General features: G+C 72.4%; 19 protein-coding genes and 1 pseudogene. 8 read left to right on the top strand and 12 right to left on the bottom strand.

What is annotated here, in order from left to right:
- Nucleotides 1-23: 23 nt before the first annotated feature.
- The 3 genes from ACIP4O_RS05895 to ACIP4O_RS05885 all read right to left on the bottom strand — a co-directional run bounded on the left by ACIP4O_RS05895 (nt 24) and on the right by ACIP4O_RS05885 (nt 1,962).
- Complete coding sequence (locus ACIP4O_RS05895; RefSeq protein WP_401573846.1) at nt 24-983, bottom strand: TetR family transcriptional regulator; 960 nt, start codon at nt 981-983, stop codon at nt 24-26.
- Between the two features lie 14 nt (nt 984-997).
- Nucleotides 998-1,459 (bottom strand): thiol-disulfide oxidoreductase DCC family protein, encoded by a 462-nt coding sequence (locus ACIP4O_RS05890; RefSeq protein ID WP_401573844.1) that lies wholly within the window; start codon nt 1,457-1,459, stop codon nt 998-1,000.
- Nucleotides 1,460-1,554: 95 nt separating this feature from the next.
- Entirely contained in the window at nt 1,555-1,962 is a 408-nt protein-coding gene (locus ACIP4O_RS05885; protein WP_361320578.1) for a hypothetical protein, read from the bottom strand.
- Between the two features lie 252 nt (nt 1,963-2,214).
- On the opposite strand from ACIP4O_RS05885, the gene msrA reads away from it, so the two are divergent.
- The 3 genes from msrA (at nt 2,215) to crcB (ACIP4O_RS05870) (ending at nt 3,821) form a co-directional block, all read left to right on the top strand.
- Nucleotides 2,215-2,724 (top strand): peptide-methionine (S)-S-oxide reductase MsrA, encoded by a 510-nt coding sequence (msrA, locus tag ACIP4O_RS05880; RefSeq protein ID WP_401571944.1) that lies wholly within the window; start codon nt 2,215-2,217, stop codon nt 2,722-2,724.
- Between the two features lie 159 nt (nt 2,725-2,883).
- Entirely contained in the window at nt 2,884-3,450 is a 567-nt protein-coding gene (gene crcB / locus ACIP4O_RS05875) for a fluoride efflux transporter CrcB (RefSeq protein ID WP_401571941.1), read from the top strand.
- Nucleotides 3,447-3,821, top strand: a complete 375-nt coding sequence (gene crcB / locus ACIP4O_RS05870; protein WP_401571939.1) for a fluoride efflux transporter CrcB — start codon at nt 3,447-3,449, stop codon at nt 3,819-3,821. The genes crcB (ACIP4O_RS05875) and crcB (ACIP4O_RS05870) overlap by 4 nt, the downstream gene beginning before the upstream one ends.
- Before the next feature lie 113 nt (nt 3,822-3,934).
- Here crcB (ACIP4O_RS05870) and ACIP4O_RS05865 read toward each other — a convergent pair whose 3' ends face one another.
- A complete protein-coding gene (locus tag ACIP4O_RS05865) occupies nt 3,935-5,392 on the bottom strand; it encodes an MFS transporter (protein WP_401573843.1) in 1,458 nt (485 codons plus the stop codon).
- A gap of 116 nt (nt 5,393-5,508) precedes the next feature.
- Between ACIP4O_RS05865 and ACIP4O_RS05860 the strand changes: the two genes are divergently transcribed.
- Complete coding sequence (locus tag ACIP4O_RS05860; protein ID WP_361320570.1) at nt 5,509-5,964, top strand: MarR family transcriptional regulator; 456 nt, start codon at nt 5,509-5,511, stop codon at nt 5,962-5,964.
- 108 nt (nt 5,965-6,072) lie between these two features.
- Here ACIP4O_RS05860 and ACIP4O_RS05855 read toward each other — a convergent pair whose 3' ends face one another.
- A complete protein-coding gene (locus ACIP4O_RS05855) occupies nt 6,073-7,242 on the bottom strand; it encodes a globin domain-containing protein (protein WP_401571936.1) in 1,170 nt (389 codons plus the stop codon).
- A gap of 358 nt (nt 7,243-7,600) precedes the next feature.
- Between ACIP4O_RS05855 and ACIP4O_RS05850 the strand changes: the two genes are divergently transcribed.
- From ACIP4O_RS05850 to ACIP4O_RS05840, 3 genes are all read left to right on the top strand, one after another.
- The gene (locus ACIP4O_RS05850; protein ID WP_401571933.1) at nt 7,601-8,212 is read left to right on the top strand and encodes a DNA polymerase ligase N-terminal domain-containing protein; all 612 of its coding nucleotides are present in this window, start codon (nt 7,601-7,603) and stop codon (nt 8,210-8,212) included.
- A gap of 20 nt (nt 8,213-8,232) precedes the next feature.
- On the top strand, nt 8,233-8,871 hold the full coding sequence (locus ACIP4O_RS05845; RefSeq protein ID WP_401571931.1) for an endonuclease: 639 nt from the start codon (nt 8,233-8,235) through the stop codon (nt 8,869-8,871).
- Nucleotides 8,872-8,940: 69 nt separating this feature from the next.
- Nucleotides 8,941-9,501, top strand: a complete 561-nt coding sequence (locus tag ACIP4O_RS05840) for a hypothetical protein (protein WP_401571928.1) — start codon at nt 8,941-8,943, stop codon at nt 9,499-9,501.
- A 40-nt stretch (nt 9,502-9,541) separates the two neighbouring features.
- On the opposite strand, the gene ACIP4O_RS05835 is transcribed toward ACIP4O_RS05840, so the two are convergent.
- The 5 genes from ACIP4O_RS05835 to ACIP4O_RS05815 all read right to left on the bottom strand — a co-directional run bounded on the left by ACIP4O_RS05835 (nt 9,542) and on the right by ACIP4O_RS05815 (nt 12,183).
- Complete coding sequence (locus ACIP4O_RS05835) at nt 9,542-10,174, bottom strand: HAD family hydrolase (protein ID WP_401571925.1); 633 nt, start codon at nt 10,172-10,174, stop codon at nt 9,542-9,544.
- A 4-nt stretch (nt 10,175-10,178) separates the two neighbouring features.
- A complete protein-coding gene (locus ACIP4O_RS05830) occupies nt 10,179-10,835 on the bottom strand; it encodes a class I SAM-dependent DNA methyltransferase (RefSeq protein ID WP_401571922.1) in 657 nt (218 codons plus the stop codon).
- An 82-nt stretch (nt 10,836-10,917) separates the two neighbouring features.
- The gene (locus ACIP4O_RS05825) at nt 10,918-11,409 is read right to left on the bottom strand and encodes a hypothetical protein (RefSeq protein WP_401571919.1); all 492 of its coding nucleotides are present in this window, start codon (nt 11,407-11,409) and stop codon (nt 10,918-10,920) included.
- 163 nt (nt 11,410-11,572) lie between these two features.
- Nucleotides 11,573-11,821 carry a hypothetical protein gene (locus tag ACIP4O_RS05820; RefSeq protein WP_401571916.1) on the bottom strand — a complete coding sequence of 83 codons (249 nt, stop codon included), beginning with the start codon at nt 11,819-11,821 and terminating at the stop codon, nt 11,573-11,575.
- The gene (locus ACIP4O_RS05815) at nt 11,818-12,183 is read right to left on the bottom strand and encodes a hypothetical protein (RefSeq protein ID WP_401571913.1); all 366 of its coding nucleotides are present in this window, start codon (nt 12,181-12,183) and stop codon (nt 11,818-11,820) included. The genes ACIP4O_RS05820 and ACIP4O_RS05815 overlap by 4 nt, the downstream gene beginning before the upstream one ends.
- Nucleotides 12,184-12,322: 139 nt before the next feature.
- On the opposite strand from ACIP4O_RS05815, the gene ACIP4O_RS05810 reads away from it, so the two are divergent.
- The gene (locus ACIP4O_RS05810; protein WP_401571911.1) at nt 12,323-13,507 is read left to right on the top strand and encodes a helix-turn-helix domain-containing protein; all 1,185 of its coding nucleotides are present in this window, start codon (nt 12,323-12,325) and stop codon (nt 13,505-13,507) included.
- 28 nt (nt 13,508-13,535) lie between these two features.
- On the opposite strand, the pseudogene ACIP4O_RS05805 reads toward ACIP4O_RS05810, so the two are convergent.
- Nucleotides 13,536-13,793: pseudogene (locus ACIP4O_RS05805) on the bottom strand (hypothetical protein); the annotation flags it as partial.
- Between the two features lie 176 nt (nt 13,794-13,969).
- The gene (locus ACIP4O_RS05800) at nt 13,970-15,007 is read right to left on the bottom strand and encodes a LacI family DNA-binding transcriptional regulator (protein WP_401571908.1); all 1,038 of its coding nucleotides are present in this window, start codon (nt 15,005-15,007) and stop codon (nt 13,970-13,972) included.
- Nucleotides 15,008-15,123 lie beyond the last annotated feature (116 nt).

Here is a 15,123-nt window from a genome sequence, read left to right as displayed (position 1 = left end):
GGGGCCCGCAGGAGGCCGCGAGTTCAGTCGGCGGGGTCGCGCGGAGGTGCGTCCCCACGCGCGGACCTGGTGTCGCGCGAGGCCGCCCGGCGGGCGACCGTCTCGGCCATGCCGGGCAGGAAGTCCTTGAAGAGGTCGTGCACTTCGTTGACGAGGGGGCGCAGGAGGCGGAAGCGGGAGAGGCGGACGCCGTGCGCGGTGAGACGGGCGCCGCGCTCGGCGAGGCGGTACGTCTTCTCGCTGCCCTCCGAGCGGTCGAAGACCCAGTACAGGACCAGCCCCATTTGCGCGAGCCACATCAACTCGGGTACGGCGTCGGCCAGTTCCGGCGATACCTTCGCCTTGGAACCGGCGAGGACCTCGCGGTGGATGTCGAGCGAGACGCGCCGCGCCGACTCGGACTCCGGCGAGAAGGGGCTCAGCGGACTCTCCGGGTCGGCCGCGTTCTTGAAGAACTGGCTCGCGAACTCGTGGTAGGGGGCCGCCACATCGAGCCACGCCGCGAGGACGCCCCGGAAGCGCTTCTCGAAGTCGCGCTCCCCGTCGAGCACCGGGCGCACCGCCACCGCGTGCTCCGCGACGATGCGGTCGTAGAACCCCTGGATGAGGTGTTCCTTGCCGCCGAAGTAGTAGTAGGCGTTGCCGACCGAGACCCCGGCCTCCTGCGCGATGGCCCGCATGGTCGTCTTGTCGTATCCGCGCTCACGGAAGAGACGGAGGGCGGTCTCGATGATGAGGGCCCGCGTCTGCTCACCCTTGGGAGGGTTCTTCTGCCGGACGGGACCCCCGGCCGCGCCGGCCCGGTCAGCCTGCCCGGGCCCGTCGGTCTTCCCGCGCCCGTCGGCCCGCCCAGGCCCGTCAGCCTTCCCCGACCGGTCAGCCTTCCCGGCCTTCCCGGTCTTCCCGGCCTTCCCGGTCTTCCTGGCACGCGGCGAGGGGCCCGCGCCCTCCGGCTCCGGACCCCGCCCCTCTTCGCTGGTCACCACGACACCCGACCCTAAGCCACCTCGCACCCTCCCCCGCAGTCCGGCCCCGCGCCCCTGTGCACCCAGCCCCGGTCCGGCAGGTACTCCCAGCCGTCCGCGCGCCGGTAGACCCCGGCGCCCCAGCCCTCGTGCTGCCGCCGCGACTCGCGCCACTTCGCCGCGCGCAGCACCGCCGAACGGGCGAGCCGCGCGCCCGCCGGGGTGCTCAGCCGGAGGGCCAGCGGCCGGTACTCCCGCAGCGCCCACAGGCACACGATCCAGGCGTTGGCCCCCCGGTAGACCTGCCCGCCGTCCCCGACGACCGTGATCTCGGCGAGCGTCGCGGCCTGGTCGAGGCCCGGGAAGCGGGCCGCCGCCTCGGCGGACCCGGCGGGGGCGAAGGTGAGCGGCACGAGCTGGGGCCGGCGGCCGAGCCATTTCCGTACGTACGAGCAGAGGGGGCACTCGGCGTCGAAGAGGACGGTGAGGCCCAGGACCCGGGCCGCCTCGCCCCCGGGGCGGGCCGGCCCCCCGACCGGCCCGCCCCCGAGCGCCCCACCCCGGGCGGCCCCGCCCCCGGCCGCCCCGCTCACGCCCCGGCGCCCGGGGCGAGCCACTGCTGCGGGGGCACCGGCGGGCGCTGGTCGCGCTCCATGACGCCCCTGCGGCGGATCTTGTTGAGCGCGTACACGTTCGCCAGGTGCAGGAAGCCGAGCACGAGCAGGACGACACCGAGCTTGACCGAGAGCGCCTCGAAGATGCCCGAGGCGTCCCGAACCGCCTTGTCGGAGCGCAGGTAGAGCGCCACGAAACCGAGGTTGACGAGGTAGAAGCCGACGACGAGGAGGCGGTTCACCGCGTCGGCGAGCGGCTCGTTCCCCTTGAGGACGTCCGCGAGGAAGACCCGTCCGTTGCTGCTGAGCGTCCGCGCCACCCAGACCGTGAGCCCGACGCTGATGGCCAGGTACACGACGTACGTGACAACCGTGAGGTCCATTGCCCCACCCTTCTTTCCACGAACCGGCTGAACACTTGAACGCGTTCAAAAGTGCCGTCGTCGATGAAGGTAGCCCCCTTCTTGAACATGTTCAAGTCTTCTGCCGGGGCATACACGGTGGTGGTCGTGGTGTTCCGTCAGAGCATGCCCCCGGTGGGCCCTGGTGTGCGGGCTCGCGCGCGGGACGGCAAGGTGGAAGCCGCGGACGGTGTGCCGTGCGCGGCTCGGCTACGACTGAAGAGGGATGACGGCATGGCGCAGACGGAGAAGGCGGTCCTCGCGGGCGGCTGCTTCTGGGGGATGCAGGACCTGGTCCGCAAGCAGCCCGGGGTCGTCTCGACCCGGGTCGGCTACACCGGCGGCAAGGTCGCGAACGCGACGTACCGCAACCACGAGGGGCACGCCGAGGCGATCGAGATCCTCTACGACCCCGAGCGCACCAGCTACCGGAACCTGCTGGAGTTCTTCTTCCAGATCCACGACCCGTCCACGAAGGACCGGCAGGGCAACGACATCGGGTCGAGCTACCGCTCCGCGATCTACTACACGAACGACGAGCAGCGCGAGACCGCCGAGCGCACGATCAGGGACGTCGACGCGAGCGGCCTGTGGCCGGGCAAGGTCGTGACCGAGGTCGAGCCCGAGGGCGACTTCTGGGAGGCCGAGCCGGAGCACCAGGACTACCTGGTGCGCTACCCGGAGGGCTACACGTGCCACTTCCCGCGGCCCAACTGGAAGCTGCCGTCCGCCGACGCGAAGTGAGACGGCGGGGGCGGTAGCGGCCGGCGGGGGCCGCGGCGGTACGGGGCGGGGCGGGCGTTCACCGGGCGGGGGGCACCCGCCCTTCGCCGTGGCGGCCCGCCCCGTCCGCGTACGCCCCGTACCTCCGTAGGCCCCTCGCCCCCACCCGGAAGGCCCGCGATGCACGCCGACGACCCGCACGAAGACGACCCGCACGAAGTCCGGCGCGAGGGCTCCCGGTTCCCCTCCTCCGCCTCCCCCGCCCCGCCGTCCCACGACGGGGAGCGGCTGCTCCCCACCGACATGGACGTGGCCGCGCGCGACCGGCGCTCGTCCGTCCTCGCGCTCCTTCCGACCGTCGCCGTCGTCGCGCTCGGCGGCGCGCTGGGCGCCACGGCCCGGTACGCGGTCGAGCACCACTGGCGCGCCGCGCCCGACGGTTTCCCCTGGGCCACCTTCACCGTGAACGTCGTCGGCTGCGCGGTCATGGGGATCGTGGTCGTGCTCCTCATGGAGGTGTGGCAGGCGCCGCCGCTCGTCCGGCCCTTCCTCGCCACCGGTTTCCTCGGCGGCTTCACGACGCTCAGCACGTACGCGGCCGACACCGAGCGGCTCGCGCGCCTCGATCGCGCGGGCATCGCGCTCGCCTACTACGCGGGCACGCTGTGCGCGGCGCTCGCGGCCGTGGCCCTCACCTCCGCGCTCACGCGGCGGTTCGCCCTCGCGCGAGGGGCGGGGGCCCGGTGAACTGGCTGCTCGTCGTGCTCGGCGGCGCGCTCGGCGCGCCCTTCCGCTTCCTCGTCGACCGCGCGGTGCAGCGCCGCCAGTCCACCGAGTTCCCGTGGGGGACCTACACGGCGAACACGCTCGGCTGCCTCTTCCTCGGCGTCCTCACGGGCGCGCTCATGTCGGGCGAGGGCGGCACGCGGTACGAGGAGTTCGTCGCGACGGGCCTGTGCGGGGCGCTCACCACGTACTCGACCTTCTCGTGGGAGACCGTCCACCTCGCCCGTACGGGGCAGGTGGTCCGGGCGGCGGGCAGCGCGGCGTCGACGGTGCTCTCGGGGCTCGGAGCGGTGGCGATCGGGCTGATGGTGGCGCGGGTGGTGTGGGGCTGAGCGGGACCGGCGGGGAGTACCGCAGTGCCGCCACGCCGCCTCAGCCCTCCACGGCCACCTCCGCCGCCCCGGCGCCTCAGCCCTCCACAGCCGCCCCCACCGCCCCCGCCGCCTCATCCCTCCATGGCCGCCTCCCGGCTCTCGACCCGCACGGCGGCCGCGTCGCGCGGCCCCTCCGTCTCCCGCCGGTACGGGATGGCCGCCGCGATGAGCCCGGCGAGCAGCGCGACCCCGCAGCCGACGAGGAGCCCGGTCCTGAACCCGTTCTCCGAGGGCAGCGCGTGCCCCCCGAAGTCGGTCGTGAGCTGCGCGAGCACGACCCCCACGACGGCGGCCCCGATCGACGTCCCGAGCGAGCGCATCAGCGCGTTGAAACCGTTGGCGGCGGCCGACTCGGAGGGCGGCACGGCGCCCATGATGAGGGCCGGCATCGCCCCGTACGCGAGTCCGACGCCGCTGTTGATGACCATCAGCGCGACCATGACGCCCCAGGCCGAGCCCATGAGCCCCAGCGAGAGCCCGTACCCGGCCGCGATCACGAGCACGCCGCTGACCAGCGTGAACTTCGGTCCGCGCGCGTTGGAGAGCTTCCCGCCGAGCGGCGAGACGAACATCATCATGATGCCGCCGGGCGCCATCCACAGCCCCGCCGCGAGCATCGACTGCCCGAGCCCGTAGCCGGTCTCCTTCGGGAACTGGAGCAGCTGCGGAAGCACGAGCATCGAGGCGTACATGCCGAAGCCCGTGAAGATCGACGCGGCGTTGGTGAGCAGGACGCGGGGCCGCGCGGTCGTGCGCAGGTCGACGACGGGGTCCTTCGTACGGGTCTCCCACACGCCCCACAGCAGCAGCACGACGACCGCCGCGCCGAGCAGCCCGAGTGTCGTGGCCGAGCCCCAGCCCCAGTCGGCGCCCTTGGAGATGCCGAGCAGCAGGCACACCAGCCCCGCGCCGAGGCCGAGCGCGCCCAGCAGGTCGAAGCGCTGGCCGCGCGCCCCGGCGGGGACGTTCGGGACGAGGGTCCACAGGAGCGCGGTGACGGCGGCGGCGAGAACCGCCGAGCCCCAGAAGAGGACGCGCCAGTTCGCGTACTGCGCGACGGCCGCCGCGATCGGCAGGCCGAGCCCGCCGCCGATCCCCATCGAGGCGCTGACCAGCGCGATCGAGGAGGACAGCCGCTCGGCGGGTACGACGTCCCTGAGCAGCGCGATGCCGAGCGGCACGACGCCCATGCCCATGCCCTGGAGCGCGCGCCCGACGATCATCGGCAGGACGGAGGAGGAGAGCGCGCAGACGACGGACCCGGCGATGAGCGGTATGCAGCAGATGAGCAGCATCGGCCGCTTGCCGACGAGGTCGCCGAGCCGCCCCACGACCGGGACGCAGACGGCGCCTGTGAGCAGGGTCACGGTGATGACCCACGCGGTGTTGCCGGGGGTGCTGTCCAGGATCTGCGGCAGGTCGGCGAGGAGCGGGGTGACGAGGGTCTGCATGATCGCGGCGACGATCCCGGCGAAGGCCAGGGTGGCGACGACGCCCTTGCTGTGGGGCGGGGGCTGGACGGTGTCCACGGTAGTCATGAGCGTGCATCGTACACGCCTTATGTATCGTGCACATTCGGGCGGTCGCGAGCCGGTCGCGGCGCCCGTGGAAGGATGGAGGCCCACGTGACGTGCGGAGGTGACACGTGCGGCCCACGGCCGAGGTCGAGTACGAGCAGCTGCTCCTGAGCAGGCACGGCTACCTGGCCCGGGGCGGCGGTCGCCGCCAGGACGGCCTCATGGACCGCAGCGCCTACCTCCTGCTGAGCCGCATCGCGGTGCAGGACGCGCCCATGTCGATCGGCGAACTGAGCGAGGCGTTCGGCCTCGACGCCTCGACCCTCAACCGCCAGACGGCCGCGGCGACCCGCGCGGGCCTGATCGAGCGCATCCCCGACCCGGCCGGCGGCATGGCCCGCAAGTTCCGGCTCACGCGGGAGGGCGAGCGCCAGCTCGCGGAGGAGCGGGACGGCTTGATCACCTCGCTGGACCGCGTGATGGAGGACTGGCCGGAGGAGGACATCGCCGCCTTCGCCTCCTACCTCCGCCGCTTCAACACGGACATCGAGAGGCTGAGCGGCAGGTCGTGGCCGCGGCCCTGACCACCCTGGGGAACCCTTCCGCCGATCGCCGTCTTGTGAGCCCCTCCGGCGATTGAGGAGCGGGGCGTGGGGCAGGGCCCCACACACCCCGCGCGCACGCCGAACCCCTCAGCGAACGTCCAGCCCCAGATCCGGCCCGAACACCTCGTAGTGGATGTCCGCCGCCGGAACCCCCCGCTCCAGCAGAAGCCCCCGCACCCCCCGCATGAACGGCACGGGCCCGCACAGATACGCGGTCACGCCCTCCCGCACGTCAAGCCCGTCGAGGCTCTCGATCCGCCCGGCGCGCGACGCCGCACCCTCGGCCCCGTCCTCGTACCACGTGACCAGCTCCGCCCCCGCCAGCGCGGCGACGAGCTCCGCCTGCTCCTCCCGGTGCGCGTGATGGGCCGGGGACCGGTCCGCGTGCAGCGCGAGGACCGGCCGCCCGCTCCCGTTCGCCGCGAGGCTCCCGAGCATCGACAGCATGGGCGTCACGCCGATCCCGGCGGAGGCCAGCAGCAGCGGCCCGCCCGCGCCCTCATCCAGGCCGACGTCCCCGCACGGCATCGACACATCGAGGACGTGCCCGACGCGGGCGGTGCCGTGCAGGTGCCCCGAGACCTCCCCGTCCCGGCGCACGGTGATCCGCCACTCCTTCTCGCCGGGCGCTGAGGCGAGGCTGTACTGCCGTATCTGGTGAGCGCCGTCCGGGAGTGCGGTGCGTACGCCCACGTACTGCCCGGCGCGGAACGCTCCCGCGGGCGTCCCGTCCGTGCGCCGCAGCGTGAAGGAGACGGCACCCTCCCCCTCGTCGCGCCGCCCGGTGATCTCCATGGGCCGCCAGACCCGGCCGCCGTGCCGGGCGTACAGGTTCTTCTCCAGCGCGATGAGGGCGTGCGCCATGAGCCAGTACACCTCGTCCCAGGCGGCCGCGACCTCGGGCGTCACGGCCTCGCCGAGCACCTCACGGATCGCGGCGAAGAGGTGCGTGTGCACGACCTCGTACTGCGCGGGCGTGACACCGAGCGAGACGTGCTTGTGGGCGATGCGGGCGAGGATCGCGTCGGGGCGCGCCTCGGGCCGGTCGAGCAGGAGGGTCGCGAAGGTGGCGAGGGAGCCCGCGAGGGCCTTCTGCTGCTGGCCGCTGTGCTGGTTGCCGCGGTTGAAGAGGTCGCGGAGGAGTTCGGGGTGCGCGGCGAAGAGGCGTTGGTAGAAGACCCGGGCCATCTCCTCGATGCGCGCGCCCACGACGGGCAGCGTGGCACGGACGACCGGGGTGGCTTGCGGGCCGAGCATGACACTCTCCTCGGAACGCTGAATACGCATCTGTGATTCGCCTTCAGGCGGATCGTTCCTCCGGCGGCGCCTCGCCGATCCGGAGCAGGACGGGGCCGGTGGGCGCCTCCACGAGATCGCCGAGCGTGAGCGGGTCGAGACCGCGGCGCCCCGGCCGCCCCCGCCTCCGGGCGGTGTCTTCCCGGAGGCGGGGGCGGCCGGGGCGCGTCATGCTGGAACAACGGGGAACACACGGACAACGGGGACCACGCACCACACACACGGGGGACACGACCGGGGAACACGACACGACCGGGAACCACCCCCGGGCAACTCGCCCGGGAGACGTACCGCCGCCTCCGCCGGAAGGGACCCGCCCATGGAACCGCTCGGCACGTACCGCCACCGGCGCGACTTCGCCCGCACCAGGGAGCCGTCCGGTACGGGCTCGCTCGCGGCGGACGCCAAGGCGCACCCGCGCTTCGTCGTCCAGATCCACGACGCGCGCCGGATGCACTTCGACTTCCGCCTGGAGGTCGACGGGGTCCTGAAGTCGTGGGCGGTGCCGAAGGGCCCCTCGGACGACCCGCGCGACAAGCGCCTCGCGGTCCCCACGGAGGACCACCCCATGGAGTACCGGACCTTCGAGGGCGTGATCCCGAAGGGCGAGTACGGGGGCGGGACCGTCCTCGTGTGGGATCAGGGCACGTACGAGCCGCTGAGCCACGACAAGCGCGGGCACCCGCTCCCCTTCGACGAGGCGCTCGAATCCGGCCACGCGACCTTCCGCCTGGAGGGCGACAAGCTCCACGGCGAGTACGCGCTCACGCGCTTCCGCACGGGCGGCAAGGGCGAGGAGGCGTGGCTTTTGATCAAGGCCCGCGAGAAGGGGGTACGCCCCGGCGAGGGTCACGGCACCCCGAACCCGCACCGCGCCCGCTCGGCCCGCACGGGCCGCACGCTGGGGCAGGTGGCCGAAGAAGAGGACTGAGACGGAGAGGACTGAGAGCAGTGACCCAGACCCGCACGGCGGCGACCCTCCTGGACCGCCACGGCACGACCTACGCGACCGAGGCGGACATCACCCTCCGCGACACCCCGCAACCGCTCTACCAACTCCTCGTGCTGAGCCTGCTGTTGTCGGCCCGCATCCGCGCGGACGTGGCGACGGCGGCGGCCCGCGCGCTCTTCGCGCACGGCCTGCGCTCACCGAAGGCGATGGAGGAGGCGAGCTGGCAGGAGCGCGTGGACGCGCTGGGAGAGGGCCACTACCGGCGCTACGACGAACGCACGGCGACCCAGCTGGGCGAGGGCGCCGACCTGGTCCGCGAGGAGTGGTCGGGCGACCTGCGCAAGATCCGCGAGAAGGCGGACGGCGACGAAGGGGCACTCGCGTCGGAGCTGCGCGAGTTCCCGGGCATCGGCCCGGCGGGAGTCGACATCTTCCTCCGCGAGGCCCAGGACGTCTGGCCGGAATACGCCCCCCACTTCGACGCGAAGGCCCTCCAGGGAGCCGACCGCCTGGGCCTCCCGAAGGACCCCCAGCGCCTCGCCCGCCTGACCGACGACCCGGCCACGTTCGCGGCAGCGCTGGTACGGGCGGCGCTGGACAAGAAGGTGGTGGACGACGTACGGGAGCATGCGGGCTGACGAGCGCCCCAACCGTGATGTCAGTGGCGGCACTTAAGGTGCGGCCACCATCTCGGAAAGGGAACCACCATGGGTTTCTGGGGTCAGCTGGTCTTCGCGCGCAGCGACAGCCCGTTGCGGGAAGCACCCGTCTTCGCACACCTGGAAGACGACGCGGAGACGTGGGAGGAACGGGAAGGTGGCTGGCAACTGCTCGCGCTCCACCGCGCGGAGTGGGACGAGGACTTCCTGCCCTCGCTGGTCGAGTGGAGCGGCGCCCCGGCCCTCGTCGCCCAAGTCGCTGACAGCGACACGGCGTTCGTACGGGGACTGGACGGCGAGGGGCGCACCTGGGAGACCTGGCTCAACCCGGACCAGGCCGCCGGACTGCTGATCGAGCGCCCCGAGGACATCGAAGACGACCTCGACTGGCTGGAATCCCCGGAGTTCCCTGCAGCCCTGGCCCGCGAGCGAGCGGAACTCGACGCCGAAATTCCCGAAGCGGCCCGAGCCGCCGCAGCCTGGGCAACAACGGCGGGCGTCCCCACCCCGCCACAAACCGCCCCGATCGAACAGCTCCTCCGCGCCAAGGAGGACTTCGCCGAAGAACACCTCCCCACCCTCCTCGACCGCCTGGGCTTTCCCGAGTAACACGCAGGGGACGTCGTCCGGGGCCGCCACCGCGGCCCCGTCACCCGGGGACGTGTTCCGCCAGCAGGTCCAGGGCCTGTTGCGGCCGGTCCAGGACCGAGTGCGCGGGCTCCGTCGCGTCGTACATGTGCCCCCAGCCGGCCGCCGCGCTGTGGCTGCCCGCCGCCCGGGCGGCACGCAGATCCAGCGGGGAATCGCCGACGTACGCGAGCCGGCCCGCCTCCGCGCCCAGCCGCTCCGCCGCGAGAAGGATGCCGTCGGGCGCCGGCTTGGGGCGCGCGACCTGGTCCCCGCCGAGGACGAGGTCGGCCTCCAAACCAGCGGCTCTCAGCAGCATCGAGGCCGCCCGGGTGCTGGCTCCGGTGAAATCAGCGCGCACCCGCCCCCGCGAGCGCAACGTCTCGAATACCTCCCGCACCCCGGGATACACCACGGGACGCGCCGCCTCCAGCTCCCGGTAGTAGAACTCCGCCTTCTTCGCTGTCAGTTGACGGCCGACGAGATGCTCCAGAATCACCTCCGGCGTCCCCCGCCAATAGGCCTCCACGGCCTCGTCCGCCCCCACCTCCGGCCCGCCCAGCGCCCGCACGGTCCGCACAAACGCCGCGGGCACCACGACGGTGGTGTCGAGCAACGTGCCGTCCATGTCCCAGACCAGCTCTTCCACGCCCATCCGCTCACGCTACCGCCGTCGCCATGAGCGTCCCCCAGTCCCCCGCGACGGGCGCCTCGACGACCCGTACGGAAACCTCCCCGAACCCGGCCGTGCGCAGCAACTGTGCCCACGTATCGGGCGGATAGCTGTACCGGTACGTGTACAGGGGCGGCCCGGCGAAGCCTCCCTTGTACATCCCCTGCGCCCCGTAGGCCCCCGGGATGGCGGGCGGCTGCGAGAACGCGAAGACACCCCCGTCCCTCAACCGCGCCCGCACGAGCGGGAAGAGGAGACGGGGATCGGCGAACCAGGCGCACCCGAAGACGGAGTACACGGCGTCGTACGTCCCCTCGTGCGCCCCCAGAAACTCCAGCACCTCCCCCTGGAAGAACCGCCCTCGGGGCCACCGCTCCCGGACCTTCTCCACCATGACGGCCGACAGGTCCAGCCCGTACGCCTCCACCCCGAGCCCCGCGAGATACGCCACGGCCCGCCCCGTCCCACACCCCAACTCCAGCGTCCGCCCAGGCGATTCCCCCAGCACCTCGACCCCGGGCCCATGCCCCTCGTACTGCGTCCACCGGAACCGGGGCGCGGCGGCCGGATCGAAGGCGGACTCCGCGTAGGCGTCCCACACCTCCGCCTCCATCCTGTGGTCATGCGGTACGGACGTACTCATCGCGCTCCTCACCTCGTTCGGGCGCCCCCGCTCCCGTCGGCCAAGACGGGAGCGGGGGCACCTTCCTTACGTCATCCTCCCGTCAGTGGGAGTCCGGCACCTTGTCGTCGCACGGCCCGCAGTCGGAGGCGTCGACCTCCCACAACTCCCTGTCCACCGCGAAGCCGTTGGCTGCGATGAGGTCGGCGGTCCGCAGGACGATGCCGTCGCGTCGCCGCTCGATGAGCGGGGCGTGGTGCTTGTAGCGGCCGCCGTTGTACGTCTCGCAGAGGGCGAAGTACACGGGCGTGTCCAGGATGATCTGGTGGACGCCCTGGTCGACCTCGAAGCCGGGGCCCATGTCGTTGCCCGGCTTCTCCATCGCGGTGACCAGGTAGGCGATGCCCTGGCCGAGGATGCGCTCGGCGAGGCTGCGGACACGGACCGCGTCCCGCTGCAACAGCCGGACCTCCCGCTCCCACAGCCCGACACCCGCGTCGGGCGTGAGCGCTGGATTCGCCTCACCGATGCGGTCGAGAATTGCCTTGGGGTCCCGGAGCCGTGTGTCGCCCCGGGATTCCAGCAGTAGTGTCATCGTCGGACCCTTCCTCCTTGTGTGCTGGGGTCTCCGCCGTCCGCCACGCCCTGAACACGTGCGGCGGACGGCGGTTCCTGCCCCGTTCCGGCCCCGGTATCAGCGGGGCCGGAACGGGAGTCTCATGAACTGGCACCGCGCCCTGTCCAGGCGAGGAGGCGGGCTACGAGGTGCTGTCCCGCAGGAACGGCTCCACCACCGCGTAGTCCTTCCGGCGTCGCTCGAAGCGCGTGTGTCCGGTCCACGCCGTGTGATTGACCATCCACAGCACCCCTTCCGCCTCGTCGTTCACCTCGCGGGAGCGCGCACCGCATTCCTCGCCCTCGCTCGTCACGCAGATCACGTCCCAGGTCATCGCGCGGCCCGGGGCTGCGGACGTCACGTAAGTGATGCCGTGGCCGATGCTTCTCATCCGCCGACCGTCCCCTTCCCGCCCCACCAGTAGGCGAGTGCGTCACGTGTACAGGCGGCCACCTGCTGCGCGTAGGCAAACGCTTCGAAGGCCGGGGTGTCATGCGTGGGCCGCTTCGCGAGGTCGAGCAACCGGAAGGTCACCCGGATCAACGCGCGAACCTCCTCGTCCCGAGTTGCCTGAAGACGCCCCGACAGGAGCAGGTTGAGGTGCACGAGCACTCGCACCGTCTGCCTGTCGATGTCGGCCCTCGTCGACCTGCCGAGCTCCATGCCGAGGACATCGTCCACGGCATCCGCGATCACCTCCGGCTCGATGGACGCGTCAGGGCGCTCGTGCCGCCTCTCCTCGGTCACTTTCACCGCGGCCCCTCTCTGTTCGCTTTCGGTAACCAGACAACTACGAGGACTCAAGATCAGTTGGCACAACTGATGCACAGGCCCGTTCCCACACGACAGATCTGACGCGCCAACACCATTGCGAGGTGGGACAGTGGGGGCCATGGACAACACCCCCGCACCCGGCGAGAACATCGCCGTACTGCGCAAAGCGCGAGGTCTTGGGCAGGCCGGACTTGCCAGGGCGGCCGGTATCTCGGTGTCCTACCTCAGCAAGATCGAGATCGGTACGCGGCCGGTCACCCCTCCCGTGGTCGCCGCGCTCGCGAAGGCCATGCGGGTGCCGACCCAGCGGATTTACGGGCAGCCCTTCTTGGGCCCCAGCGAGCAGGCCGCGTTGCTCGACGACCTGCGCAGGGCGGTCCGCAGGTACACGCTCCCCCGCGAGGACGTACCCGACCCGGCCCAAGTGTCGGCCGATGTCCGTACGGCCATGGAACTACGCGCGCAGGCGAAGTACTTGGAACTGCTCACGATGCTCCCGAAGCTCTTGGGCCAGGTCACGGCGACGGCGCTGTCCTCGGCCCCGGGCGAGGCGGGCGCCTGGACACAGGTCGCCGATGTGTACGGATGCGCCTACGCGGCGGCGCACCGCCTCGCGCACTCCGACCTCGCGGACATGATCGTCTCGCGGCAGGCTTGGGCGGCACAGCAGACGTGGAACCCCGAGGCGGAGGTCGCCGCCGCCTGGAACGAGGCCGGGACGTACCAGTCGGCCGGGCAGTACGACGACGGCCTCGCGATCATCGAGCGGGCCATCTCCAAGTACGAGACGGCCGCGGGGCAAGACGCTCCGCACCGGGCCATGTCCCTGGGTTCGCTGCACCTGCGGGGGATCGTGCTGGCTTCACGCAACAAGGACAAGCAGGCGACAGCGGACCACCTCGCCAAAGCCCGGTATCACGCCACGAACATCCCGAAGGACGTGCTCTGGCACAACCTCACCTTCGGGCAGGGCAACACCGCGCTCTACGAGCTGGCGGCCCACATCGAACTCGGCAAGCCCGACCGGGCGGCGGAGATCGCCAGCCCGCTCGTCGAGACGCCGCCCACGTTCCTCATGCCGAGCCGCCTGGGACGCATGTACATCGACATCGCTCGGGCGCGCTTGGACATGAAGGATCACGAGGGCGCGGAAGAGGCGCTCGACCGGGCCTTCGCGGTCGCTCCGCAAATGGCCGAGGCGCACCCGATGGCGCGCGAGGTCGTACGCGTTCTCTTCGTCCTGCACCAACGAGCGCGCCCCAAGCTCATGACGATGGCCAAGCGGACGGGCCTCGCCACCTGACGTATGCCTGCCGCACGCGGGTGTTCCCCTACGCGCTGATCACCGGCGCCGAGCCCGCGCCGAGCACCGCCGTCTCTCGTTCCGGGGAGATGCCGTGCTCCGCCGCGCGCGGGTACGGGATGGCCGTGCCGCCCTCGCGCATCCAGTCCCACGTCTGGGCGATGGTCTGCGTGAGCGGGCGGCAGTGGAGGCCGGCGGTCACGGCGCGGGCGGGGTCGACCTGCCACACTCCCGCATGCGTGCGCCACAGCGGGAGTTCGGTCCACTGACGGACGTCGTGGGCCTTGCGGACCTCGCGCGGCGCCCGCGCGTGAACGTGGTCACCTCCCAGCCCCGCGCGAGCGCCTTCTCCACCACCGCCCGGCCGAGGAACCACGAGCCGTCCAGAACCAGCATCCTTCGCGTCATGCGGAGGACGTTAGTGAAGTGCGGGCCGTGGTGGGCGGGGCTCGCGGCCCCCGCTCAGCTCGACTCCCGTACCACCAGCCGTGTGGCCAGTACCGTCTGGCGGCCGCCCGCTTCCGCCGGCGGGCGGCCACCGCCCTCTCCCCTCGCGGCGATCTCGTCGAGGAGCATGCGGGTCATCACGCGGCCCATTTCGGAGATGGGCTGGCTCACGCTCGTCAGGGGCGGGTCCAAGTGGCGGGCGATCGCGCTGTCGTCGAAGCCGATCAGGGCGACGTCCTCGGGGATGCGGCGGCCGGCGGCGCGGAGGGTGTGGCGGGCGCCGGAGGCGAGGACGTCGGAGGCGGCGAAGACGGCGTCCAGGTCGGGGGCGCGGCCGAGGAGTTCGGCCATCGCGCGGCGGCCGCCCTCCTCCGTGAAGTCCGACTCGGCGATGAGGGGTTCGTTCGCGACCGAGGCGCGGTAGCCGGCGAGGCGGCGTTCGGCTCCGTAGACCTCCAGGCGGCCGGTGATGTGGGCGATGCGGCGGCGGCCCCGGCTCTGGAGGTGGCGGACGGCGGCGACCGCGCCGCCGTAGTTGTCGGAGTCGACCGAGGGGAGCGTCTCGGCGGCGGAGCGGGGGCCGCTGATGACGGCGGGCATGCCGAGTTCGGCGAGGCGGTCGGGGAGCGGGTCGTCGGCGTGGACGGCGACGAGGAGGACGCCGTCGACGCGGTGCGCGTCGAGATAGCCGGCGAGGCGGCCCCGTTCGAGTTCGCCGCCCGCGAAGGTCAGCAGGAGCTGGAGCGGTGTGTCGGCGAGCGCGCTGCCGACGCCGAGGACGATGTCGGAGAAGTACGGCTCGGCGAAGAAGCGGGTCTGCGGCTCGGGGACGACGAGGGCGATCGCGTCGTTGCGGTTGGCGGCGAGCGCGCGCGCCGCGGTGTTCGGCACGTAGCCGAGTTCGCGCACGGCGGCCTCGACGGCGGCACGCGTACGGGGGCTGACCTTCGGCGAGCCGTTGATGACCCGCGAGACCGTGCCGCGTCCCACGCCCGCGCGGCTCGCGACCTCCTCAAGGGTCGGCCGTCCCGCGCCCCGCTTCACCCGCGTCATCGCACTCTCCCTGCCGTACGGGCTCACTCGCCCTGCCGGGCCACGCGCCCTGCCGTACGGGGTGTCCGCCACCGGACACCCGCGCGCCCATTGTGCGCATGGGGCGCGCGCGGTGG

The organism is Streptomyces sp. NPDC088923, from assembly GCF_044749745.1.
Classification (GTDB): domain Bacteria; phylum Actinomycetota; class Actinomycetes; order Streptomycetales; family Streptomycetaceae; genus Streptomyces.
Note: the sequence above shows the minus strand (reverse complement) of the source record. Positions and strands in the feature narration are given on the sequence as shown.

Bases quoted from the DNA above. Each gene is read 5' to 3' on its own strand.
- ACIP4O_RS05840 (WP_401571928.1), top strand. From the start codon at position 8,941: ATGGGTTTCTGGGGTCAGCTGGTCTTCGCGCGCAGCGACAGCCCGTTG.
- ACIP4O_RS05855 (WP_401571936.1), bottom strand. From the start codon at position 7,242: ATGCTCGGCCCGCAAGCCACCCCGGTCGTCCGTGCCACGCTGCCCGTC.
- ACIP4O_RS05885 (WP_361320578.1), bottom strand. From the start codon at position 1,962: ATGGACCTCACGGTTGTCACGTACGTCGTGTACCTGGCCATCAGCGTC.
- msrA (WP_401571944.1), top strand. From the start codon at position 2,215: ATGGCGCAGACGGAGAAGGCGGTCCTCGCGGGCGGCTGCTTCTGGGGG.
- ACIP4O_RS05800 (WP_401571908.1), bottom strand. From the start codon at position 15,007: ATGACGCGGGTGAAGCGGGGCGCGGGACGGCCGACCCTTGAGGAGGTC.
- ACIP4O_RS05820 (WP_401571916.1), bottom strand. From the start codon at position 11,821: ATGAGAAGCATCGGCCACGGCATCACTTACGTGACGTCCGCAGCCCCG.
- ACIP4O_RS05835 (WP_401571925.1), bottom strand. From the start codon at position 10,174: ATGGGCGTGGAAGAGCTGGTCTGGGACATGGACGGCACGTTGCTCGAC.
- ACIP4O_RS05825 (WP_401571919.1), bottom strand. From the start codon at position 11,409: ATGACACTACTGCTGGAATCCCGGGGCGACACACGGCTCCGGGACCCC.
- crcB (WP_401571941.1), top strand. From the start codon at position 2,884: ATGCACGCCGACGACCCGCACGAAGACGACCCGCACGAAGTCCGGCGC.
- ACIP4O_RS05830 (WP_401571922.1), bottom strand. From the start codon at position 10,835: ATGAGTACGTCCGTACCGCATGACCACAGGATGGAGGCGGAGGTGTGG.
- ACIP4O_RS05850 (WP_401571933.1), top strand. From the start codon at position 7,601: ATGGAACCGCTCGGCACGTACCGCCACCGGCGCGACTTCGCCCGCACC.
- ACIP4O_RS05810 (WP_401571911.1), top strand. From the start codon at position 12,323: ATGGACAACACCCCCGCACCCGGCGAGAACATCGCCGTACTGCGCAAA.